The sequence below is a fragment of the Undibacterium umbellatum genome (assembly GCF_014284125.1).
Lineage (GTDB): Bacteria > Pseudomonadota > Gammaproteobacteria > Burkholderiales > Burkholderiaceae_D > Undibacterium > Undibacterium umbellatum.
This window is the reverse complement of the sequence record NZ_JACOFX010000002.1, coordinates 807,499-830,626: the sequence shown is the minus strand read 5'-3', so window position 1 is coordinate 830,626 and position 23,128 is coordinate 807,499. Positions and strand designations below refer to the sequence as shown.

Below are 23,128 nucleotides of genomic sequence, written 5' to 3'. Positions count from 1 at the left end.
ATATAATGCACAATTCCATTCCAGCAATGAAAGCGCGCATGCATCACTTTTACAAGCCTCTCGCCCTCAAAATCGCCTTTGGTGTTCTCGGCAGCCTGCTCTTGCTTCAGGCTCCAGTTTCGCATGCCGTGGCTGAACCTATTCCTATTGCTAGTTTTTTCAAAGAATCGCAATTCCATGATGCCCGCCTGTCACCTGATGGCAAAAACATCGCCATGATCATGAAGGGTGCCAATGACCGTATGGTGCTGGCAGTACTGGAAGTTGGTCAACTGCGTCCGGAAATTATCGCCAACTACGAAGACAAGGATGTGCGATCCTTCCACTGGATTAATAACGACCGCCTGGTGTATGACCTGACCGACCTGCAATACAAGGATGTTCAACGTTTTTTCGGCCCGGGCCTGTATGCAGTTAACAAAGACCGTAGCAAGCGCTTGCGTCTGGTCACGCACCAGTACACTGGCGCCCGTACCAAGGTCGTCGGCAATGAATTACCGTGGGACACTCACTTTCTCGACATTGCACATGGTTCTGCTTCACCAGACATATTCGTTACGCAATCAGCAGGAGCAGGTGCACGTGACCTCTATCGCCTCAATACCATGACGGGTAATACAGAAGTCACTCCCCGTCCAGGCAAAGTTAGCAGGTGGTTGATAGACAAGAACGGTATGCCACGTATAGCTGTCACGACTGCTGAAGAAAAATCTGTCATTTACTATAAAGACCCAAAAAAAGATGCCTGGCGCACACTGGCTACGTCTGAATGGGCATCTTATGACAGGATTACTCCTGTGTTTTTCAGCCCTGAAGGTGATCTATACGTACGCGCCAACAATGGGAAAGACCTCAGCTCTTTGTATCGCTTTGATCTGGAAAAAAATCAACTGGACGCTGAACCAGTCATTTCACTGAAAGGCTATGACTTTGAGGGACAACTGATTTATAACCAGTCAGAAAAAAAAGTCCTTGGCATGCGCTATGAAATGAGCAGGCCGGCGACAATCTGGTTTGACGAATCCATCGCCGCCAAACAAAAGCAGGTCGATGCTCTTATGCCAGATACCTTTAATGCATTGCATTTCCCCTCTGATCTGAAAACCAATATCGCACTGGTTTACTCTTATTCTGACGTTGCGCCTGGTAGTTGGCAGTTGTTTAATTTCAGCACAGGGAAATTAGTACGCCTGGGTACCAGCAAGCCTGAGATCAAGCCAGAGCAAATGGCTGAGAAAGAAATGCTATCCTATACCGCCCGCGACGGCATGCAAATACCGGTCAATTTGACTTTGCCAAAAAACAGTACGGGCAAAAACCTGCCCGCAGTGGTTTTGATACATGGCGGCCCATATGCCCGTGGCAATCATTGGGGTTTCAACGCACAAGTCCAGTTTTTGGCTTCACGCGGCTACGCAGTGATAGAGCCAGATTATCGAGGTAGTTTGGGATATGGCTTGAAGCATTTTCAAGCCGGTCTCAAGCAATGGGGACTTTCCATGCAGGACGATATCGCCGATGCCGCCAAATGGGCAGCAAGCAAAGGTTATGTCGATCCCAAACGTGTGTGTATTGCCGGCGCCGACTATGGCGGCTATGCAAGCCTGATGGGCCTGATCAAAGACCCGGACATTTTTCGTTGCGGTATAGTATGGGCTGGCATTACAGATATTAATCTGCTGTATGACACTCACCTGATTGAAGTGAGTGATCAGTTCAAGTGGTTTGGCATGCCAGTATTGATAGGTGATCAAGTCAAGGACGCCGCACAATTGAAAGCCACATCACCTTTGGAAAATGCTGGCAAGCTAACCCGCCCCTTACTGATGGCTCACGGCAAGCACGACAATCGTGTCCCCTTGGAACATGGAACAAAGTTCTATAAGGCAGTCAAGGAAAAAAATGCCAACGTCGAATGGGTGGAATACGCTGAAGAAGGCCATAGTTTCTACCTGCTCAAAAACAATATCGATTTCTGGGGCCGAGTAGAAAAATTCCTCGAGCAGAATATCGGTAAAGGCCAGCCGCTGGCAGCATCAGACGCCAGTAAATAATCTCTCCTGCAGGAAGGCCACGAAAGTGGCCGTCTTTAACGCCAGCCAGTCACGTGCTGGATAAACTGCATACACAGGTGAACCGCTGGGCAATTGATAATTGTCCAGCACAGGTACCAATTCCCCACTCTTCAGATGCTTGCTGACAATCAACCTGTCGATCAACAAGATACCAGCACCCGAACAGGCAGCAGTCACCAGGGCAATACCATTATTCGATTGAAAATGGCTGCTTACCCTTACTTTTTTCATTTCACCGCTCTGCAGCAAAGTCCATTCATCATTGACCCTGCCAGCGTTGATATACAACAAGCAGGCATGTTGGGCCAGATCTTCTGCGACGACTGGATTACCTGCCTTTGCCAGATAGCCAGGTGAAGCACACAGTATGCGCTGGCTATCCACCAGTTTGCGGGCGATCAGGTTGGAGTCGTCCAGATGGGCAACGCGGATCGCTACATCAATTTGATCGGCGATCAAGTCCACTAGTCGGTCTTCAACCTGCAGGGCAAAATCAATTTGCGGATAGCGCTGACAAAATTCCGTCATGACTGGCACCAGCCTGGCGACGGCTGGCATGGGGCAAGTAACGCGCAAGCGCCCTTTGACTTCTTGCTGATGCTGACCTGCCATTTGTTCTATATTCGCAAGAGCAGTATCGATGCGCTGTGCTTCATGCAAGACTTGCTCACCAATCTCGGTCAAGGTCAGCCTGCGGGTCGAGCGTTGTATCAGGCGCGCGCCCAGATCCTCTTCCAGTTTTGCCAGTTGCCGCGACAGCAAAGACTTGCCGCAACCCAGTTGTATAGCCGCCTTGCTGATGCTGCCAGCGCGGATTATGGTGGCAAATGCGGCCAGATGTTGTGGATTCATCACGGAATTCCTTACTTTATAATCCTATATTAGGCAACAATATTATGCAATATTCCCACCTTATCAGGCAACAATATCCAGCCTATACTGCTCTCCATGGTCAGCGCTTTGCTGACTCAACAAGCAACGACTAAAGCCGACAAGGAAAAAACATGAACGCAATCAACTCCCAATTCAAACTTGCAGCCCGTCCACAAGGAAGCATCAAAGCCAGCGATTTCAATCATGTTACGGAGCCATTGCGTGATCTGCAAGCAGGTGAAGTACTGATCAAAAACCTGTATATCTCGCTCGACCCGGCCATGCGCGGCTGGATGAATGAGAGCAAAAATTCCTACATGCCACCAGTGGCGATAGGCGAAGTCATGCGCGCTCTGGCTGTTGGCCAGGTAGTTGAATCAAACAATCCTAAATTCGCTGTCGGTGAGCATGTCAGCGGCATATTGGGCATGCAGGAATACGCCTATTCCGACGGTAATGGCATCCATAAGGTTGATCCTAAACTTGCGCCGCTGCCACTGTATTTGAGTACCCTGGGCATGCCAGGCATGACCGCCTACTTTGGCTTGCTGGAAGTCGGCCAACCCAAGGAAGGTGATACGGTTGTGATATCCGGTGCAGCAGGTGCGGTGGGCGCCATCGTCGGCCAGATCGCCAAGATCAAGGGTGCGCGTGTCGTCGGTATCGCCGGCGGTGCAGATAAAGTCCGTTACCTGGTAGAAGAACTGGGTTTTGATGCCGCCATCGACTACAAGAGTGAAGATGTCAGCGCTGCCCTGAAGCAGCATTGCCCTAAAGGTATTGATGTGTATTTCGATAATGTCGGTGGCGACATTCTGGATGCGGCCCTGGCGCAACTGGCCTTTGGTGCCCGCGTCGTCATCTGCGGTGCGATATCCCAGTATAACAATACAACGGCGATCAAGGGACCTTCCAATTACCTGAACCTGATGGTGAAACGTGCAACGATGAAGGGCATCATGGTGTCTGACTTTTATCCACGCGCCATGGAAGCCGCTATGGTCATGGGTGGCTGGATCATGTCTGGCAAACTGAAAAGCCGTGAAGATATCGTTGATGGACTGGAAAATTTCCCTGCGACTTTCCAGAAACTGTTTACTGGCGAAAACAATGGCAAGCTGATCCTGAAAGTCACACAGGCATAAGCTGCACTAGATCTAGCCACCAGGCTGCTGGTGGCTACTTTACGACTCAGGGCTTCAATACGAAATGCAGGACAGAACGTGCTGGCAAGGTATAGCTGAATTTATTTTTTGAAATATTACTGAGACCACTTCTGACGGTAATGGCATTGCTGCTACCACTGACACCCCAGACTTGGGCATACTTCATGTTCACTGGATGGCTAAGCTGAAAGCTGCTGGACACATTGCTGGCCTGTCGATTAATGGCAATAACATGGATGACATTGGGGTCATTGACATCGACCGCTGCATACACAGCAGCGCTTGTGTTATTGCTGGAAACAGCCTTGACTGAAGTGGCAGGAAATACAGATTTATTGCCGTCGTAGTTTCTATAGATTTTAAATCCGGCAGCGATGAACTGCTCTGCATCACCAAAATAAGTCGCCAGATAAACACCCTGCTTACCAAATGCACCCAAGGCATCTGCCTGGGCGATGGCACCGGTGATATCGCCCTTGCCACCAAAATCATATTCAGTCACCGCCAACTTGGTGCCGGGATAAAAATCATTGATGGAGCGCTGCAACTTGGGCAGCATTTGCAAGGCACGGCCATCGGTAAAACCGTTGCCGGTCTGGGTGATCCAGCTTGGCTCTACATAACTGGCATCCCACAGGCTGCGGGCAGCCTGTACCCGGTCAGTCGCATTGTATGCAGCTTGCGGATAGTAATGAAAAGAAAACACATCCAGCAAACGGCGACCAGCACTTTGCGACGCCTGATTCATTTTCGCCAGATAGGCATTTGCCATGCCCATGCCGTTATAGCGATAACGGTCACCAGTATTATTGCTGTAATAAGGCTCGACATTGTATTGCGCCCAGTCTGTCGGTTGATGCGAGGCGGATCCATCCCACACTGCCCACAGGCTGAACAAACCCAGATAACCGCTCATGGCCGGGCCAAAAGTCTCGGCACTGGCATCCATGCGCTTGATGGTCTTCGCCAAACTGATATTCTTTTGCAATACATCAGTCACGGTCGTCACAACAGGATACAGATTGGCATGTGTGCCACTTTCACCGCTGGGCGTCGTCCAGTGATGCCAGAGATCAGGCTCATTATCGATTTCATAGCCTTTCACGCCTTGCGCAGAAGAAGCCACTCCATACTTTTGCACCAGGAAATTGATCTCTTCGTCTATATAGACCACACCATCATTCAGGCCAGGAGCCAGGCTCAAACCACCAGCCGACGCGGGTTTGTCATTAACGATATTCACCCAGCGCGCGGCATCAACATTGGATGGCCCAGCCGTACTCTGCCACAGTTGATAACCCATACAGCCTGAGGGAGGATAAAGATTGACGATATCTTTGGGTAATTTGCCAGCCGCTGGCAATTGCAACAGAGAATACGTACCCAACACCAGCGACTGATCCTGGAAACTCTGCAATGCGGCACCGGGTGCGTAATACGCCAGGCCATTGTTTGAATTGGGATTACCCGCCCCAGCAGTGGCACTGACACCCGCATTGGAGGAATGACACCAGTCATTACCTGAATTACTGACACCATTTTCCCAGTTATAACTGGTCATGTTGTTGCCACCCAGGCGACGTGAGCGCAAGTTCAGACTTTGCAAACTGGCTTGCCCACCCTGATTTTCCCAGCCGGCACGGTTAGTACCATCGGCGTATGCGTTATAGCCATAAATCAGCGGGCTGATGGTTTTGCGCTCAGCCTGGGTATCGATGGAAAACGTGACATTCTGCGCTGAGGATGTCGAAATTTCCGCAGAAATACCCAAAATTAAAAGAACTTTGCACAAGCTGACTTGTCTCATGATGCACTCCTGGTCTGCTCGAAAGTCATTAATTTCCATGCGGAAACACAGCACTCAGGTTACGTCATATTTTTTAACAATTCAAGATACATGCTATTACCAAATGTAAGCTTAAAGTCGCATACAAACGTATTCCCCTCACATCATAAAAAAGCCACTTACAGATTGTTGCAAATCCATGTATAAAGCTTTGTTTTCAGGCAATACCAGTCTGACATTGTTGTCTTATTGATGAGCAGAATGGCAATGCAGAATTTGTTTATTTTTTAACCAGCTTCACCATAAAAACATCCACCCCCTATTTCGAGACCACAAATGAGACTGTCCAAACTCACCCTCGCACTCAGCCTGACCAGCCTGATGACTTCAGCATTTGCTGCACCTGCTTATTATCGTTTTCCCAGCATACGTGGCGATGCAGTGGTGTTTACTGCAGAGGGTGATTTATGGAAAGTAGCCAGCAATGGCGGCCAGGCGCAAAGACTGACCAGCCATCCGGCATCGGAAGTGCTGCCCGCCATCTCGCAAGACGGTAAATGGCTGGCGTTTTCTGCCACCTACGAAGGTGCTGCAGAGGCTTATGTCATGCCCATGACAGGGGGCGTACCCAAGCGCATCAGTTTCGAGAATGATCAGGTAAGTGTGCTGGGCTGGACCGCCAGTGGTGAAGTGCTGGTCAGCACATTGAACAGCACTGGCCCGGCCTCCCATCGCATCGTGGCCGCGATCAATCCGCAAACCCTGATGCGCAGGGTGTTCCCGGTGGCTGACGCCAACGAAGCCGTGCTGGATGACAGTGGCAAATACCTGTATTTCACCCGCTTTGGCCTGCACATGACGAATGACAATGCCAAGCAATATCGCGGTGGTGCTACCGCACAAGTCTGGCGCTATGATGTGCAAGGCAAAACTGAAGCTGTGCAGTTATTTGCCGACGACAAAAGCAATCACCGCCGCCCCATGCTGTGGAAGGGCAAACTCTATTTCATCAGTGACCGCAATGGTGCCTACAATATCTGGAGTGCCAATCCAGACGGCACGGATACCCGCGCCCTGACCCAGCACAAGGAATGGGAAGTACGTAACCCCAGCCTGGGTGATGGCAAGATCGCCTACCAGCTCGGCGCAGACTTGCATGTGCTTGATATCAGCAGTGCCAAAGACCAGCCCCTGAATATAGACCTGGTATCTGATTTTGACCAGCAGCGCAAACGCCTCATCAAATCCCCGCTGGATTATCTGAGTAATGTAGAAATTGCCGGCAAGGAAGAACGTTTGTTATTCACGGCACGTGGCCGCTTGACGATTGCAGGCACTGGCCCGCAAAGACGCATAGACTTGCCTGTACCTGAAAACGCACGCGCCCGTGAAGCGGTGTTTTCACCCGATGGCAAATCCGTGTATGCAATAGTTGATACCACGGGCGAAAATGAAATCTGGAGATTCCCGGCAGATGGCCTAGGCAAACCCGAGGTATTGAGCAGCAATGGTGACGTACACCGCTACCGTGTTATCCCCTCCCCTGACGGAAAATGGCTGGCACACACCGACAAGCGCGGCAAGCTGTGGCTGCTGGATCTGGCGACCAAAACCAACCAGGTCATTGACGATGCAGGCAAACTGGGCGCTGAAAGACAGGAAGAAGTTGTCTGGTCTCCCGACAGCAAGGCCATCGTTATCGTCAGGGCAAACAATAAACTGCAAAGGCCGCAGATAGGTTTGTACTCACTCGACAGCAAGCAATTGCAGTTTGTCACCAGTGATAAATATAATTCACATACTCCGGTATTCTCATCTGACGGACGCTGGTTGTATTTCTACTCTGAACGCAATTTCCAGGTCAGCAACCGCGCGCCCTGGGGTGACCGCAATATGGGTCCGCATTTCGAAAAACGCACAGGCCTGTATGCACTGGCATTGCAGAGCGGTAACCGCTTCCCCTTCAAGGCGGATGACGAGTTGAGCAAAGCAGCAGCGAATGACAAGGCAGCAGAAAAACCAGCAGATAAGTTGGCAGATAAGTCGGCTGACAAAGCGACAGACAAAACAGCGGACAAGGCCGAAGAAAGCAAAAAACCGTCCAAGCCAGCGCTGCCTGTCATACAGTATGCCGGTCTCGCCGACAGGCTCTATCAGGTGCCACTGGCCTACGGCAATTACCGTAGCCTGGCGCTGGATGACAAACGCATCTACTTCACTGAACAAGATGGCACAGATGGTAAATCCACCTTGAAGACGCTGGCGATCAGCAAGACATCACCGCAGCCAGAAACCTTTGCCAGCAATATACGCCAGTTCGATTTGTCTGCAAACATGAAACATGTGTTTTACCAAACGCACAATCTGACAGGGCCAGGCGATTTCTACATCGTCGATGCTGGAGCAAAACAACCAGGCGACATCAGCAAGGCTAAGGTCAATATTAGCGACTGGAGTTTTTTCCTCAGCCCCAAACAGGAATGGCAGCAAATGTATGCCGATGCCTGGCGCATGCACAGGGATTATTTGTTTGATGACAAAATGCGCGGCGTAGACTGGAACAAGGTACGTAATAAATATGCCCCGCTGGTTGAGCGCATTACTGACAGGACAGAATTGAATGACGTACTGGGCTTGATGGCCAGTGAGGTCAGCACCCTGCATTCGCAAACCCGCCCTGGAGACATCCGCCGTGCTCCGCCAGAAGGCCAGGCTGCTTCACTGGGAGCGGTATTGAGCCGCACAACGGCTGGCTATCGCATCGACCATATCTATCGGACCGAAGCAGAACTGCCTTCAGAACGCACGCCATTGTCACAACCTGATCTGAACATCAAAGAAGGCGATATCATCACAGCCATCAATGGTCAGTCTGCACTGGAGGCGCGCGACATATCTGACCTGTTGACCAATCAGGCCGACAAGCAGGTATTGATGCATGTCAAACGTGGTGAGCAGCCTGCCCGCGCCGTCATCGTCACCCCTGTCAGCATGATGAAGCATGCCAATCTGCGCTATGGCGACTGGGAGCAAAGCCGCAGCGAACAAGTCAACAAGGTTTCGCAAGGCCGCATCGGTTATCTGCACTTGCGAGCCATGGGGGCCCAAGACATCAATAGTTTTGCACGCGAGTTCTACAGCAATATAGAACGTGATGGTCTGATCATTGATGTACGCCGCAATCGTGGCGGCAATATCGATAGCTGGATCATAGAAAAACTCTTGCGCAAAGCTTGGGCTTTCTGGGCGACACCGACTTCTGCACCGTACACCAATATGCAGCAGACCTTCCGCGGCCACCTGGTGGTACTGGTCGATGAATTGACATATTCCGACGGCGAAACTTTTGCTGCAGGTGTCAAGGCGCTGAAGCTGGGGCCGCTGGTCGGCAAGCGTACGGCGGGTGCCGGTGTCTGGCTGTCTGACGGTAACTCTTTGTCCGACAATGGTATGGTCAGAGCCGCAGAAAATGCCCAGTTTGGCATGGATGGTCGCTGGCTGGTCGAAGGCGTGGGTGTATCACCCGATGTTGAAGTCGACAATCTGCCGCACGCCACCTTCAATGGCAAAGACCAGCAACTGGAAGCAGCCTTACAATTGCTGGAGAAAAAGCTCAAAGAGCAACCAGTTAAACCCATGGTGCCGCAAGTAATTCCACCATTGAAATAATTTGTTTTCAGGTTCCAGAAAATCCCCATAGCCAAACACTATGGGGATTTTTTTGCCATAGAGCATAATGATGCAATCCGTGATCCAGCGCACAGAGTGCAGGCAAATATCAGCACATACTGGCCGGACAGTCTGGCGTACAGAAAGCAGGTCCACATGATTATCGCTCCTATCAGCGCTGTTGCAACACCCGTTACAACAACATCAGTGCAAAGTACGCTGGCAGTTAATCACGTCAGCAATGATGCAGTCTTACCCATCAGCAGCAACAAACTAAGTGAACTGGAAGAGATTCGTGGCACCAGCGTGCTTGTCGATGTTTCTACACTAGGCCAGTTACTGGATAGCACGGCGCGACTACAAAGCAGGCAAGCCGCCCAGACTGCATCTGCTGCTCAGACAACAAACGCTACAAACATCACAGCTAAAGCAGATGTCAGCCAAACCGCTGCTGACATTGAGCAAATCACCGCCATTGCCACGCTATTTGTTGATACTTTTAACCAGCTACAGGAAAGCAATTCCAATCTCACCGAGAACCCGCTCATTCCCACGAGCAATGACAGCCTGCTACAGGCGCTCAATGCCGCCAGACCAAATGCAGCGGAAGCTAGCCTGTTCGCGCAATTATCAAAAATAGGGATTAATTTACAGAGAGCGCCCACACCTGGAAGTGACAGTTCATTGACGCTGGACGTCATTGAATTTCAAAGCGCACTTGCACAAAATCCTGGCGAAACCCTGACTTTGCTGACGCAAGCGTTACAGGCTTTGGGTAATGCTGAAAACGATGTTCTTGCACAAAATCAAGACTTGGCTTCAGGCAATATTGCAGCCAGTTTAAGCGCGGATCAGGCAACGGATACTATCGCACCTGCTTCAGTCAACTCGAATGTTACACGCACCTCGGAGACTACAACTTCTGAAAACCCCGCAAATGTCAACAATAATTCTGTACTACCAGTAGAAGTAGATGACCAAGTGCCTGCCGATGCTGATGTACAGCTCCAGCAAATGCTGACAAATGAAGCTTTACAATCAGCGATCAGCAGCACTGCTAATATCACCAATAACGCTATCCAGGCGGCTAAGGCAAGTCCTGCAGTCCAAACAGAAACGGCCACAAGCACTCAGGCTGGAGCTACCAATAGCGCTACAGCAAATGATGAGCCTGCGGCTACGGTCACAGCGACAAATACGCAGGTCAATACATCTGAGAGCCTCCTCAATGCTGATACAACGCTGGCCGATAATTTGCTCAATAATATTAGCACACCAGCATCCCTGCTCAATACCCAGGCTACAATCGCAGGTGAACCCAATACCGCAAGCAGTGTGCAGGAAAATGTGTTCACGCAAAACCAGACTAATCCGACTTTGAATACCAATGTTGTAGCAGGCAGCTCCTTACCTGCCAATGAGTCAGATACAACTGCGCAAGTGCAGATAGCAAATTCAGCTAATCAATTGACGCCATCGAATGCACAATTGAGTAAAGCAGCTACACTAAATCAGAGCAGCACCGCCAACACCAATCGCAGCACTACTTCAGAGGCAGCATTGACCAAAACCCAGGCCGCACTCAATAACAGCAATAAGCCCACAGAAGCAACAAATACACAAAACCAACCTGCGCCTTCTGCAATTGTCAACAACACCAACGGCATTCTCATCAACAATCCTCTTGCGACTACAGGCTCACCGGAGGCGACTCAAAGGGTAACGACAAATAATCCGGTGGCGCAACCCAGGCCTGTTGTCCTGGAAAACGAAGTCAGGGTCAACAATGCCCCTGTCCCGGCGACAAATGCGCAGGCAAATGTCAATCCCCTGATATCTGCCGCCGTGGCTGCCTATCGCCTACGTGATAGCCTGCCACAAACACCCGCAGAAAAACCACGGCAAGCACAGGCTGATGCTGTAACACCGCCAGAAGCTGTTGCAGCAGTAGAGCCGGTAGAACTGGATTTACATGACCAAACAAATCACCGCCAGCATGATGCAGAAGCTGACTTGGCATATCGCCAAGCAAAAGGCCTGGGGCAAGCTGGCAAAAATATAGGCGCTACAGACAATGTTGACGCCAAGGTCTGATTCAATCGCCCTTTAAACGTATTCGACAATCATAACTATGCTCAAAATCCTTTACACGTGCATTAACATGCACATATAATTCATTCATGTCCTCAACATTCTCGATACGCCAGCAGGCAGCGCAACAATTCGCTGAACTGATAGACACGGCTTTTTTCAATGCCTTGTGCGAACCTGTACGCATACAAATCCTGTCCAAACTCATTGAACTGGGGCCCGCCGATATCAGTACACTGGCAGAACATTTCAGCCAGGACCGCTCGGTAATTTCCCGCCACCTCTCCTTACTGGAAGAGAGTTGCATAGTAAGTAGCACGCGGGAAGGCAGACATCGCTATTACGAAGTGAATGGAAAAAGCATATTGACGATGCTGGACAACCTGAGCCAGCAAGTCAGAAGTGTCGTCAATTGTTGCGCCTGTTAGGTAGCCGCGCCTGAATTATTGGAGTATTTTTTTAGCCAATTACATGCATTAGTGTGCACATATGCATCAATTAATTATCAAAGGAACTTACATGGAACTGGAAAATCACCCGAGAGTCAATTCAATAGAGATGCGATCAAGTGGTGGCATACTGCGCTATCTGGCCTTCCCAGCAATTGTCATCTTCGTCCTGGCTACCTCATACTTCAGTTATGCACCTAGCAAGGAACAATTACTCACACCTCTGATTTTCTTCGCTGTCTTCGGCATCGCATTTGCATTGGAACGCGCCTACCCTTTCATGCCAGCCTGGAATGGCAATTGGCGGGCAAACCGTCAGGACGGCATTTTCTTTTTGATTGCACAACCTGTATTGGCCATTGCCGAGGCGCTGGCGCTGTCGTTGGGTGTGAGCCTTGCTACGCATTTGAGTTCGTCGTTCGCGCATACTCTCTGGCCTACAAGCGCTCACATCGCATTACAAGTGATACTGGCCTTGCTGGTGCATGATTTTTTGCCATACTGGTATCACCGCCTAAGCCATCAAAGCAGTGGGTGGCTATGGCACATACACGCCATCCATCATGCGCCTACCAGAATGTACTCGCTCAATTTTGTTCGTTTTCATCCCATCAACAGCTTTGTCAGCAGTTTTTTGATGTTGCTACCGCTGGTCGCACTTGGCGTGCCTGGGCCTGTGATATTCATGGTAGCGATAATAGGCAAAACCCACTCCATGTTATCCCACACCAATTTCGATTTCCGGCTGGGGCCCTTGAATTGGATATTCAGCATGGCAGAATTGCATCGCTGGCATCATGCCCGTGATATGCGCCTGGCCAACGCCAACTATGCTGCTACGATGATTTTCTGGGACATTTTGTTTGGCACCCGCCATTTGCCGCAAGAGGACATCCGCCAGACAGAGCTGGGCATTGTCAACCAAGCATCGGTGCCGAAAAGCTTGTGGGACCAACTGTGCTTGCGCCGCCCACAATCATTGAGATAAAAAAATACCTCCTGAATAAACAGGAGGTATTTTTCATTCCATATACAAGCTAGTTCCTGAGTTGCAGATTCTTTTGGCAGATCAGAACTGGTCTTCAGGCAAGGCCATGACACCAGCACTGCCTTCAACGATGGCAGAACGCAAGCCTTGCGCAGCTGAAAGGATATGGTCAGCAAAGTAACGTGCAGTCGCTATCTTGGCTTTCAGGAAGGCGGCATCACCCTCGCCTGCATCCAGTTTTTGCTGAGCAATCATGGCAGCACGTGCCATTTGCCAGCCACCGAAAACGATACCTGCCAGTTTCAAATACAAAACGCTACCTGCAAACACGCCTTTGATGTCTAGTTTGAAGTTCGTGACAACATAATCAACCACATCTTCCAGCGCTGCAGTGCCTGCTGCCAGTTGTCGCTGTATCGCCAGAGCATCTACAGAACCGATAGTCGTCAATTGTGCTTCTGTCGCGCGCATGTCAGCGATGAAGGCTTTGGCAGTTGCACCACCATCGCGTGAAGTCTTGCGGCCTACCAGGTCATTTGCCTGAATAGCTGTCGTGCCTTCGTAGATCGTCAGAATCTTGGCATCACGGTAGTGTTGCGCAGCACCGGTTTCTTCGATGAAGCCCATGCCGCCATGCACTTGCACGCCAGTAGAGGTGACATCCAGCGACATTTCTGTCGACCAGCCTTTGACGATAGGCACCAGGTATTCATATTTGGCCTGGTTGGCCTTGCGCACTGCGGCATCTGCATGATGATGTGCAAAGTCGCTAATACCAGCGGCCACATAGGCCAGTGCACGGGCACCTTCGGTCTGTGCACGCATAGACATCAGCATACGGCGCACATCAGGGTGGTTGATGATGGCAACCGGGCCAGCGGAGCCTGCCAAGTCACGCGATTGCACACGGTCTTTGGCGTATTGCACTGCCTTTTGGTAAGCGCGTTCTGCCACGCCTATGCCTTGCAGGCCAACGCCAAAGCGGGCTGCATTCATCATGATGAACATGTATTCGAGGCCACGGTTTTCTTCACCAACCAGTGTGCCTATCGCGCCACCATTGTCGCCGAATTGCAATACCGCAGTCGGACTGGCCTTGATGCCGAGCTTGTGTTCTATCGATACGCAATGCGCATCATTACGTGCACCCAGGCTGCCATCAGCATTCACCAGGAATTTAGGGACGATGAACAGGGAAATACCTTTCACGCCCTCTGGCGCATCAGGCGTGCGTGCCAGCACCAGGTGGACGATATTTTCCGCCATATCGTGTTCACCATAGGTGATGAAAATCTTGGTGCCGAATACTTTATACGTGCCATCGCCCTGCGGTACGGCACGGGTGCGTACCATTGCCAGATCGGAACCAGCTTGCGGTTCGGTCAAGTTCATGGTGCCTGTCCATTTACCAGAAATCAGGTTTTCCAGGTAAATAGCTTTTTGCTCGTCGCTACCTGCCGTCAGCAAGGCTTCAATCGCGCCATCAGTCAGCAGCGGGCAAAGGGCAAACGAGATGCTGGCCGCATTAAGCATTTCTATACATGGTGTTGCCACCAGCTTGGGCAAGCCCTGGCCGCCAAATTCTTGTGGATGCTGCACACCCTGCCAGCCTGCCTCACCAAACATCTTGAAGGCTTCTTTAAAGCCCTTGGTGGTGAAGACTTCACCCTCTTTCCAATAACTTGGTGCCTGATCGCCTGGCCAGTTCAATGGCGCAACCACTTCACCAGCAAACTTGGCGTTTTCTTCCAGCACTGCTTCTACGGTTTCTGCGGTTGCATCTTCACAGCCAGGCAAGGCATTGACTTCCGCCAGACCAGCCAGTTCATTGATGAGGAACAGCATATCCTTGACAGGGGCTACATAGCTCATTTTTGTATCCAAAAAAAAGAAAAAGGGCAGGTCAGGAAGATCGCCAGAATGATGCGATAAACCGCTTACCTGCCCCCATCAGGCCGCCGTGGCGACCAACAAATTACAATAGATTATTAACCTAATTCAGCTACCAATTGTGGAACGATATCAAACAGATCGCCAACAATGCCGTAATCCGCAACTGAGAAGATCGGTGCTTCCGGATCTTTGTTGATAGCCACGATGGTTTTGGAATCTTTCATACCAGCCAGATGCTGGATCGCGCCAGAGATACCCACGGCGATATACAGCGTAGGAGCAACGATTTTGCCTGTTTGGCCAACTTGCCAGTCATTCGGTACAAAACCGGCATCCACCGCAGCGCGGGATGCACCCATGGCTGCACCCAGCTTGTCAGCCAGCGGTTCCAGAATCTTGAAGTTGTCGCCAGAACCCATGCCACGGCCTCCGGAAACGATGACTTTCGCAGCGGTCAGCTCAGGACGGTCAGACTTGGCCACTTCGCGCGAAACGAAAGCAGATTTGCCAGAGTCAGCAACAGCAGCAACAGTTTCCACAGCAGCAGAACCACCATTGGCAGCAGCATCAAAACCTGTCGTACGTACAGTGATGACCTTGATCGCGTCCGTCGATTGCACAGTGGCGATGGCATTGCCAGCATAGATAGGACGCTCGAAAGTGTCAGGGCTATCTACCTTGGTGATTTCAGAAATTTGCGATACGTCGAGCTTGGCAGCAACGCGTGGCAAAATGTTTTTGCCATAGGCAGTTGCCGGTGCCAGGATATGGCTATAGCCAGAGGCGATTGCCAATACCTGCTCAGCAATGTTTTCCGCCAGGCCATCAGCAAAATGCGCTGCATCTGCATGTAATACTTTGCTGACGCCAGCGATTTGTGCTGCGGCTTGCGCTGCTGCGCCAGCGTTGTGGCCAGCAACCAGTACGTGCACATCTGCGCCGCATTGTGCAGCTGCAGTTACGGTATTCAATGTGCTGCCTTTGAGGCTAGCGTTGTCGTGTTCAGCGATGACGAGTGTAGTCATGATGTCTTCCACTTGATGTGTTGTCAGGGTCAATATCCCAGCAACAAAAATTATTCTTAAATTCTGTCTTTATGAAAACTGAAAACTATCAGCCAATTACCTTGGCTTCATTGCGCAACTTGGCAACCAGAGTCGCCACGTCAGGTACTTTGATACCGGCGCTGCGTTTTGCCGGCTCAGTGACTTTCAGAGTCTTGACGCGGGAAGCAACGTCTACACCCAGGTCTGCTGGCTTGACGTTGTCCAATTGTTTTTTCTTGGCCTTCATGATGTTGGGCAAAGTCACATAACGTGGCTCATTCAAGCGCAAGTCTGTAGTGATGATGGCTGGCAGTGTCAGTGACAGTGTTTCCAGGCCGCCGTCTACTTCACGAGTCACTGTGGCTTTACCATCTGCAACCGTGACTTTAGATGCGAAAGTCGCCTGTGGCCAACCCAGCAGGGCTGCCAGCATCTGACCAGTCTGGTTACTGTCATCATCAATTGCCTGTTTGCCGAGTATGATCAGTTGTGGTTGCTCTTTATCAGCCAGTGCCTTGAGCAATTTGGCGACGGCCAGCGGTTGCAGTTCTGCATCGCTTTCGACCAGGATGCCACGGTCAGCACCAATCGCCATGGCAGTACGCAGGGTTTCCTGGCATTGCGCCACGCCACAAGAAACAGCGATAACTTCTGTCACTACGCCCGCTTCTTTCAAACGAGTCGCCTCTTCAACAGCGATTTCATCAAATGGGTTCATGGACATTTTAACGTTGGCGATATCAACGCCAGAGCCATCAGATTTAACACGTACTTTGACGTTGTAATCGACGACGCGTTTGACTGGTACCAGGACTTTCATAGTTCTGCCTTTATGAGCTAATTGGGGAATACCGAATTGATACGAATGTTAAAGCTTGATACTAAAAAATTTGCTGCCTGACGTTCCATCATTTTGGTTGCAAGAAAGAAAACGTGCAGAGCTTCTACATTGAGTATGACCTTACAGGTCTGTTACTCAATCAAGTCTCTCATATTACTGCGCTTTCGCACCTGCAAATTGACGTATACGTAAATTCTATTGATTATAAAACGAAAACATCAAGATTTTGCACAATTTAGCACGAGCGTTCTTTTTAATCCACTTTACCACTAGAGCAGAATGCCTAATCCAATACGCCGAAGAAAGCCTATAAGGCCAATTCAAGTCATATTTAAATGGGAGATAAATGACAAATAACAGGGAAATTATAGAGAAACTAAAATATAGAAACGAAAAAACCCGCAACAGAGTGCGGGTTTTCTTGCGCTGCTTTGCCGGCGGGTAAGCAAGCTGAACAAACTATTTGGCTTATTTGCGTTTGATGAAGTACTCAAACTCTTTGCTGTTTTCCTGATGCGACAACAGCTCATTGCCGGTTTGCTTGGAAAAGGCCTTGAAGTCCCTTACCGAACCAGGATCAGTCGCCAGCACATGCAACACTTCACCAGTGAGCATTTCGGCCAGCGCCTTCTTGGTTTTTAAAATTGGAAGAGGACAGTTCAGTCCGCGTGCATCCAGTTCTTTATTGAATTGCATGATTTTCCCAGTAATACAAATTGAGTAAGCACATACGCTCTACAATTAATGCACCAATTCTACCGGAATTTTCATTCGTATGGTGCGTCGCAACAGACTAACAACAAAAGAGCAATTATTTTAGAAAGTTTCTGCACTGAAATAGTGCGGAACAAAGAATTATTCTTTTATATCGACTGCTCTCATCTTAGTCACTAAACTTACTGTTGACTTACTAAATCCAGATATTTCATCAAAACAATTGTAAAACTGCCTTTTAATTGCATTGCAGCATGAATTAGCCACCAATTCTTATTCCAAACTACAAGCCTTGTTTGCATTGCAAAAAAAACTTATTTACTTTCCCATTCACGATAAACTGGCTCCAGGCCACGCTGGCGCATCCAGTCTGCCATGGCGTGACCGGTACCAGCATTCCAGGGACGGAGTTTTTCCGGTTCTATGAGGCGGTATTCCAGCAATTCCGGTGACAGGCTGACCGTGCCCGATGCCTTGACGTGATAAGCAATGATGAGCTCATTCTTGCGAATGAATTCATAGACGCCGATCAGTGTCACTTCATCTGCATCGAGATTGGTTTCTTCCTTGAGCTCGCGCGCCACGCCCTGCTCGGGGGTTTCACCGCGTTCCATGAATCCTGTGATGAGGGCAAAGGTATTTTCTGGCCACGCTGCATTGCGGGCCAGCAGTATTTTGCCTTCAAATTCGACCAGGGCAGCCAGCACAGGCAAGGGGTTGTCCCAATGGGTCCAGTGGCCTTCAGGGCAAGCCAGTCTGAGCTTGCCTGCTTCTTGTTCATCTGCACGTTCTATCAATGATGTTGCGCAAACCGGGCAAAACTTTATTTCCATGCTGACCTCAGGTTTCCCTCAGCGGTATCATCGCCTGTTTGGGATGCAGGCGCGCCATGGCATAACTATCGACATACTGACCATTACGAAAAGCATGCGCGCGCATCATGCCTTCTTTTTCGAAACCAAATTTTTTATACAGATGGATGGCGGCAGTATTATCACAAAACACGGTCAACTCCAGACGCAGGATATTGAGCCAGTTATCTGACAAATTCAGCAACTCTGTCAGCAGCGCAGTGCCTATTCCGCGGCCAGTAAAAGAGTCGGCCACCCCCATGCCGAGGCTGGCGACATGCTGCCGCCTTTGCGGCTTTTCCAGATGCAGGCTGGCTGAACCAACCACCACGCCATCATAGATGGCGACCAGCCTGGTGTCCTTGGGATCGGTCTTTTCCAGCCGTTCCTGCCACATCTCCAGAGAGGGATGTGGCAATTGCAAAGTACCTGCATAGGTGCCGCCACTGGCGAACACCCTTTGCAACTGGGCCGCATCTGAAATTTCAGCGCGACGTATGTGTATCATAGACGTGAAGTTACCCATTCAGTCACACCCTCCAAGGCTTTTGCCAGGCCACTGGCATCAGTACCACCCGCTTGCGCCATGTCAGGACGGCCACCACCTTTGCCGCCAACTTGCTGCGCCACGAAATTGACCAGATCACCCGCCTTGACTTTGGATGTGCTGTCCGCAGTCACACCGGCAATCAGGCTGACCTTGCCGTCATTGACCGCTGCCAGCACGATAGCGGCTGTTTTCAGCTTGTCCTTGAGCTTGTCCATGGTTTCGCGCAGGGCTGTCACATCAGCGCCTTCCAGCGTTGCTGCCAGCACCTTGATGCCTTTGACATCCACTGCCTGGTTCACCAGATCATCGCCCTGGCTGGAAGCCATTTTGGATTTCAGTGTTGCCAGCTCTTTTTCCAAAGCCTTGACATGATCCTGCACCTGGCCGATGCGCAGCGTCAGTTCTTCTGGCTGGGTTTTCAGGGCCGCTGCAGCTTCATTGATACGGCTGTTCAGATTTTGTACCAGTGCCAATGCAACTTCACCAGTCACGGCTTCTACACGACGGATACCGGCAGCCACGCCACCTTCAGCAACGATCTTGAACAGGCCGATATCACCAGTACGGGATACGTGAGTACCACCGCACAGCTCACGCGAAGTACCGATGTCGAGTACGCGCACTTCATCGCCATATTTTTCGCCAAACAATGCCATCGCACCATGCTTGACCGCGTCGTCATATCCCATGACTTGCGCCTGAGTTGCGGCGTTCGCCAGAATTTCACGGTTGACGATGGTTTCTACCTGACGGATTTCATCGGCAGTCATAGGGCCATTGTGGCTAAAATCGAAACGGGTTTTTTCCACATCCACCAGCGAACCTTTTTGTGCAACATGGCTGCCCAATACTTCACGCAAGGCCTTGTGCATCAGATGCGTGGCAGAGTGATTGCGCATGGTTTGTGCGCGGATTTCTGCATTCACTTCAGCTTTGAGGCCTTGTGCCAGGTTGAGACTGCCTGATTTCAAAACACCATGGTGGCCGAATACATCGGCTTGTACTTTCAGCGTGTCACTGACTTCAAACACCGTACCATCTGCTGTCACCAGTACACCGGAATCGCCAGCCTGACCACCTGATTCAGCATAGAAAGGTGTAGTATCGAGCACGACGACAGCTTGCTGGCCAGCCTTGATTTCGTTGACGGCGCTGCCATCGACATACAAGGCTACAACCTTGGCTTCATGTTGCAATTGATCGTAGCCGACGAATTTGGTTTTGTCGCCGCTGTATTCCATTGCAGCAGCCATCTTGAATTTGCCGCCTTCGCGTGAATTCGTGCGCTGCTCTTCCATCGCTACGTTAAAACCAGCTTCATCCAGTACAACCTCGCGCTCACGGCAGATATCTGCTGTCAGGTCCAGCGGGAAGCCATAGGTATCATACAAAGTGAAAGCTGTCCTGCCATCCAGATTTTTGCTGTCTTTGGCAAGAGCGGCTTCCAAAATCTTCATGCCGTGTTCCAGCGTTTCTCCAAAACGCTCTTCTTCCTGCTTCAATACTTGAGCAACACGCTCACCCGCTTCAGCCAGCTCAGGATAGGCAACACCCATTTCCTTGACCAGATCAGGTACCAGCTTGTAGAAGAAAGGCTGGCTTTGACCCAGCTTGTGACCATGACGCAAGGCGCGGCGGGTAATGCGGCGCAGCACATAACCACGGCCTTCATTGCCCGGGATGATGCCATCAACGATCAAGAAACAAGCGCAGCGGATATGATCAGCAATCACGCGCAGGGAATTGTTTTCCAGATCCGTACAGCCAGTTTCACGCGCAGCTGCCTTGATCAGGTTCTGGAAAGTATCGATTTCATAGTTGGAATGTACATGCTGCAAGACCGCAGACAGACGTTCCAGACCCATGCCGGTATCCACGCATGGTTTAGGCAAAGGATTCAGGACACCTGCTTCATCCTTGTTGAACTGCATGAATACCAGGTTCCAGATTTCAATAAAACGGTCGCCGTCCTCATCTGGTGAGCCTGGAGGGCCGCCCCAGATTTCCGGGCCGTGGTCGTAGAAAATTTCGGTACAAGGGCCGCAAGGGCCAGTGTCAGCCATTTGCCAGAAATTGTCGGATGCATAACGTGCACCTTTGTTGTCACCGATGCGGATAATGCGTTCTACCGGTACGCCAATTTCGTTTTTCCAGATATCGTAGGCTTCATCATCTTCCTGATAGACGGTGACAGTCAGCTTGTCTTTTGGCAAGCCATAGACTGAGGTCAGCAATTCCCAGGCGTAGTGAATCGCATCTTTCTTGAAATAATCGCCGAAAGAGAAATTGCCCAGCATTTCAAAGAAAGTGTGGTGACGCGCGGTGTAACCCACATTTTCCAGATCATTATGTTTACCGCCGGCACGTACACTGCGTTGCGCTGTCGTGGCACGGGTGTAGGCACGTTTGTCCTGCCCGAGAAACACATCCTTGAACTGCACCATACCGGAGTTGGTGAACAACAAAGTAGGATCATTGCCGGGTATCAGGCTGGAAGAGCGCACACGGGTATGGCCCTTGGATTCGAAAAAGCTGAGGAATTTATCGCGGATTTCTGACGAGTTCATAAATGATGGTTCTAAGCTGAAAAATGGGTGTAGCTTCTGATTATACGGTATAAATTCAGCTCGATATCTATGCTGACTGGTAGCAGACAAGCAAGTTTATTAAAAAATTTGCTTAAAAATAGAAGACCTCTCAACACAGAGGCACAGAGACACAGAGAAAATCAGGAGAAAGCCAGTTTATATTTTTGTGATTCTATTGTTGTTTTATCGTTATCACCAGGAGTGATTGCCGCAGCGATACGCAAAGAATATGATTGTCTTTTTACAAAAACAAAGTCGCCAGCGCAACTGGCGACTTAATTTTAAAGATGTTTCAGCTTAACCAGCAACATTGGCATTGTGTTTTTTATTCCGTATCTTTTTGCTGGCCCGGTTTTCTTCATGTTGCAGCTTGGCACGCTCAGCCTTGGTGACGACACCGTCCGCTTTGGCTGCTTGCTTGTCGGCTTCAATCTTGGCTTCACGTTTTTCCAGATTGGCGGCTTCTTGCGCAGTCAAAGCACCACTTTCCATACCTTTGGCAATACGCTTTTGCTGCACTTCCTGGCGTTTATCAATATTCGGGGTGTTGGTTTGCGCGAAAACGGAACCAGCGATGAGTGTAGCGATTAGGGCAGCAGTAAATTTGATGGATTTCATGGTTGTTCCTCTAAAGAATGATCTGAGCTAAATGATTGTGTAGCATGAGCACACTGCCCATGCGGCAATAACGAAATCCGGATTTATTCCGATGACAAAGAAAATGTAATCGGTGTAAGCACTCGTAACTATATTCTTTCCTCAAAGAATTTTAAAAATCTGCCGGTATCAAATCTATCCTGTCGGTACAAAAAGCATCGACACCCCATTGCAGCATTTCTGATGCCCGCTCTGGCGTGTTAACGGTATAACAAAACACGCCGTAGCCTGCATCTTTGACTTCCCTCACCTGCTCTTGTGTCAGGTATTTGTGGTTGGTGTGCAAAGCCCGTGCTGCCAGCTCCTGCAGGCGCGCCTTCCAGTCATCGGTGATTTTATCCATCAAAAAACCGCGCGGAATGGTGGGTGCAGCATGCTTGGCTGCCATCAGGGCAGCAAATGAAAAGGAAGAGAACAGCGGCAGATGCAGAGCATCAACCACCGCGACATCAGCAAACAGGGCTTGCGTCTGTTCTGCAACGATACGCCCCGTTTCTTCTTCCGCTCCTGGTGAAGGCTTGACCTCCACATTCATCCAGATGCCATGCTGGCGGCAAAAGCGTACTACTTCCGCATACAGAGGTACTGGCTCAGCTTTGAAACTGTCAGCAAACCATTTGCCAACATCCATCTTCTGCAAATCTGCTGCCAAAGTGTCTGCCACGCGCCCATTACCCGCCACTGTTCTGCCAAATTCAGGATCATGCATGAGCACAGGGACGCCATCCTTTGATAACATGACATCAAATTCCACGGCGGCAAAACCGTGCTCCCATCCGCAACGCATCGCTGCCAGGGTATTTTCTGGCGCAAGAGTTCCACCACCACGGTGGGCGATGACTTTAGGATAGGGCCACATTTTGCTCTCCGTAAAAGAAGATAAATAATATT

General features: G+C 50.2%; 18 protein-coding genes. 7 read left to right on the top strand and 11 right to left on the bottom strand.

From position 1 onward, the window contains the following. Positions 1 to 38 precede the first annotated feature (38 nt). Positions 39 to 2,054 (top strand): alpha/beta hydrolase family protein, encoded by a 2,016-nt coding sequence (locus H8L47_RS08020; protein ID WP_186953029.1) that lies wholly within the window; start codon positions 39 to 41, stop codon positions 2,052 to 2,054. On the opposite strand, the gene H8L47_RS08015 is transcribed toward H8L47_RS08020, so the two are convergent. Beyond that, positions 2,037 to 2,927 (bottom strand): LysR family transcriptional regulator, encoded by an 891-nt coding sequence (locus H8L47_RS08015; RefSeq protein ID WP_222616438.1) that lies wholly within the window; start codon positions 2,925 to 2,927, stop codon positions 2,037 to 2,039. The two genes, H8L47_RS08020 and H8L47_RS08015, sit on opposite strands and share 18 nt — an antisense overlap. A gap of 152 nt (positions 2,928 to 3,079) precedes the next feature. Between H8L47_RS08015 and H8L47_RS08010 the strand changes: the two genes are divergently transcribed. Beyond that, positions 3,080 to 4,093, top strand: coding sequence for an NADP-dependent oxidoreductase (locus H8L47_RS08010; RefSeq protein WP_186953027.1), 1,014 nt, complete (start codon positions 3,080 to 3,082; stop codon positions 4,091 to 4,093). A gap of 46 nt (positions 4,094 to 4,139) precedes the next feature. Here H8L47_RS08010 and H8L47_RS08005 read toward each other — a convergent pair whose 3' ends face one another. Then, on the bottom strand, positions 4,140 to 5,921 hold the full coding sequence (locus tag H8L47_RS08005; RefSeq protein ID WP_186953026.1) for a glycoside hydrolase family 44 protein: 1,782 nt from the start codon (positions 5,919 to 5,921) through the stop codon (positions 4,140 to 4,142). A 315-nt stretch (positions 5,922 to 6,236) separates the two neighbouring features. Here H8L47_RS08005 and H8L47_RS08000 point away from each other — a divergent pair, with 315 nt between their 5' ends. The 4 genes from H8L47_RS08000 (at position 6,237) to H8L47_RS07985 (ending at position 13,097) form a co-directional block, all read left to right on the top strand. Continuing rightward, a complete protein-coding gene (locus tag H8L47_RS08000) occupies positions 6,237 to 9,569 on the top strand; it encodes a S41 family peptidase (RefSeq protein WP_186953025.1) in 3,333 nt (1,110 codons plus the stop codon). A gap of 156 nt (positions 9,570 to 9,725) precedes the next feature. Further along, positions 9,726 to 11,663 carry a hypothetical protein gene (locus H8L47_RS07995; RefSeq protein ID WP_186953024.1) on the top strand — a complete coding sequence of 646 codons (1,938 nt, stop codon included), beginning with the start codon at positions 9,726 to 9,728 and terminating at the stop codon, positions 11,661 to 11,663. An 86-nt stretch (positions 11,664 to 11,749) separates the two neighbouring features. Then, on the top strand, positions 11,750 to 12,088 hold the full coding sequence (locus tag H8L47_RS07990) for an ArsR/SmtB family transcription factor (RefSeq protein ID WP_186953023.1): 339 nt from the start codon (positions 11,750 to 11,752) through the stop codon (positions 12,086 to 12,088). A gap of 91 nt (positions 12,089 to 12,179) precedes the next feature. Next, a complete protein-coding gene (locus H8L47_RS07985) occupies positions 12,180 to 13,097 on the top strand; it encodes a sterol desaturase family protein (RefSeq protein ID WP_186953022.1) in 918 nt (305 codons plus the stop codon). A gap of 81 nt (positions 13,098 to 13,178) precedes the next feature. Here H8L47_RS07985 and H8L47_RS07980 read toward each other — a convergent pair whose 3' ends face one another. From H8L47_RS07980 to alaS, 7 genes are all read right to left on the bottom strand, one after another. Next, the gene (locus H8L47_RS07980; protein WP_186953021.1) at positions 13,179 to 14,969 is read right to left on the bottom strand and encodes an acyl-CoA dehydrogenase; all 1,791 of its coding nucleotides are present in this window, start codon (positions 14,967 to 14,969) and stop codon (positions 13,179 to 13,181) included. Positions 14,970 to 15,085: 116 nt separating this feature from the next. Beyond that, positions 15,086 to 16,015 carry an electron transfer flavoprotein subunit alpha/FixB family protein gene (locus tag H8L47_RS07975; RefSeq protein WP_186953020.1) on the bottom strand — a complete coding sequence of 310 codons (930 nt, stop codon included), beginning with the start codon at positions 16,013 to 16,015 and terminating at the stop codon, positions 15,086 to 15,088. A gap of 88 nt (positions 16,016 to 16,103) precedes the next feature. After that, on the bottom strand, positions 16,104 to 16,856 hold the full coding sequence (locus H8L47_RS07970) for an electron transfer flavoprotein subunit beta/FixA family protein (RefSeq protein WP_186953019.1): 753 nt from the start codon (positions 16,854 to 16,856) through the stop codon (positions 16,104 to 16,106). Between the two features lie 489 nt (positions 16,857 to 17,345). Beyond that, positions 17,346 to 17,573, bottom strand: coding sequence for a sulfurtransferase TusA family protein (locus H8L47_RS07965; RefSeq protein ID WP_110257077.1), 228 nt, complete (start codon positions 17,571 to 17,573; stop codon positions 17,346 to 17,348). Positions 17,574 to 17,905: 332 nt separating this feature from the next. Then, complete coding sequence (locus tag H8L47_RS07960) at positions 17,906 to 18,424, bottom strand: NUDIX domain-containing protein (RefSeq protein WP_186953018.1); 519 nt, start codon at positions 18,422 to 18,424, stop codon at positions 17,906 to 17,908. A 7-nt stretch (positions 18,425 to 18,431) separates the two neighbouring features. Further along, positions 18,432 to 18,950 (bottom strand): GNAT family N-acetyltransferase, encoded by a 519-nt coding sequence (locus H8L47_RS07955; RefSeq protein WP_186953017.1) that lies wholly within the window; start codon positions 18,948 to 18,950, stop codon positions 18,432 to 18,434. Then, positions 18,947 to 21,559 carry an alanine--tRNA ligase gene (gene alaS, locus H8L47_RS07950; RefSeq protein ID WP_186953016.1) on the bottom strand — a complete coding sequence of 871 codons (2,613 nt, stop codon included), beginning with the start codon at positions 21,557 to 21,559 and terminating at the stop codon, positions 18,947 to 18,949. The genes H8L47_RS07955 and alaS overlap by 4 nt, the downstream gene beginning before the upstream one ends. A 69-nt stretch (positions 21,560 to 21,628) precedes the next feature. On the opposite strand from alaS, the gene H8L47_RS07945 reads away from it, so the two are divergent. Further along, complete coding sequence (locus H8L47_RS07945; RefSeq protein ID WP_186953015.1) at positions 21,629 to 21,859, top strand: hypothetical protein; 231 nt, start codon at positions 21,629 to 21,631, stop codon at positions 21,857 to 21,859. Positions 21,860 to 21,877: 18 nt separating this feature from the next. On the opposite strand, the gene H8L47_RS07940 is transcribed toward H8L47_RS07945, so the two are convergent. Both H8L47_RS07940 and ugpQ read right to left on the bottom strand, forming a co-directional pair. Beyond that, positions 21,878 to 22,198: a hypothetical protein gene (locus tag H8L47_RS07940; RefSeq protein WP_222616437.1), complete on the bottom strand. Its 321-nt coding sequence runs from the start codon at positions 22,196 to 22,198 to the stop codon at positions 21,878 to 21,880. Positions 22,199 to 22,349: 151 nt separating this feature from the next. Continuing rightward, positions 22,350 to 23,096, bottom strand: coding sequence for a glycerophosphodiester phosphodiesterase (gene ugpQ / locus H8L47_RS07935; protein WP_186953014.1), 747 nt, complete (start codon positions 23,094 to 23,096; stop codon positions 22,350 to 22,352). Positions 23,097 to 23,128 lie beyond the last annotated feature (32 nt).

Coding starts and splice junctions, on each gene's coding strand:
- H8L47_RS08020 (WP_186953029.1), top strand. CDS start 39: ATGCATCACTTTTACAAGCCTCTCGCCCTCAAAATCGCCTTTGGTGTT.
- H8L47_RS08015 (WP_222616438.1), bottom strand. CDS start 2,927: ATGAATCCACAACATCTGGCCGCATTTGCCACCATAATCCGCGCTGGC.
- H8L47_RS08010 (WP_186953027.1), top strand. CDS start 3,080: ATGAACGCAATCAACTCCCAATTCAAACTTGCAGCCCGTCCACAAGGA.
- H8L47_RS08005 (WP_186953026.1), bottom strand. CDS start 5,921: ATGAGACAAGTCAGCTTGTGCAAAGTTCTTTTAATTTTGGGTATTTCT.
- H8L47_RS08000 (WP_186953025.1), top strand. CDS start 6,237: ATGAGACTGTCCAAACTCACCCTCGCACTCAGCCTGACCAGCCTGATG.
- H8L47_RS07995 (WP_186953024.1), top strand. CDS start 9,726: ATGATTATCGCTCCTATCAGCGCTGTTGCAACACCCGTTACAACAACA.
- H8L47_RS07990 (WP_186953023.1), top strand. CDS start 11,750: ATGTCCTCAACATTCTCGATACGCCAGCAGGCAGCGCAACAATTCGCT.
- H8L47_RS07985 (WP_186953022.1), top strand. CDS start 12,180: ATGGAACTGGAAAATCACCCGAGAGTCAATTCAATAGAGATGCGATCA.
- H8L47_RS07980 (WP_186953021.1), bottom strand. CDS start 14,969: ATGAGCTATGTAGCCCCTGTCAAGGATATGCTGTTCCTCATCAATGAA.
- H8L47_RS07975 (WP_186953020.1), bottom strand. CDS start 16,015: ATGACTACACTCGTCATCGCTGAACACGACAACGCTAGCCTCAAAGGC.
- H8L47_RS07970 (WP_186953019.1), bottom strand. CDS start 16,856: ATGAAAGTCCTGGTACCAGTCAAACGCGTCGTCGATTACAACGTCAAA.
- H8L47_RS07965 (WP_110257077.1), bottom strand. CDS start 17,573: ATGCAATTCAATAAAGAACTGGATGCACGCGGACTGAACTGTCCTCTT.
- H8L47_RS07960 (WP_186953018.1), bottom strand. CDS start 18,424: ATGGAAATAAAGTTTTGCCCGGTTTGCGCAACATCATTGATAGAACGT.
- H8L47_RS07955 (WP_186953017.1), bottom strand. CDS start 18,950: ATGATACACATACGTCGCGCTGAAATTTCAGATGCGGCCCAGTTGCAA.
- alaS (WP_186953016.1), bottom strand. CDS start 21,559: ATGAACTCGTCAGAAATCCGCGATAAATTCCTCAGCTTTTTCGAATCC.
- H8L47_RS07945 (WP_186953015.1), top strand. CDS start 21,629: ATGCTGACTGGTAGCAGACAAGCAAGTTTATTAAAAAATTTGCTTAAA.
- H8L47_RS07940 (WP_222616437.1), bottom strand. CDS start 22,198: ATGAAATCCATCAAATTTACTGCTGCCCTAATCGCTACACTCATCGCT.
- ugpQ (WP_186953014.1), bottom strand. CDS start 23,096: ATGTGGCCCTATCCTAAAGTCATCGCCCACCGTGGTGGTGGAACTCTT.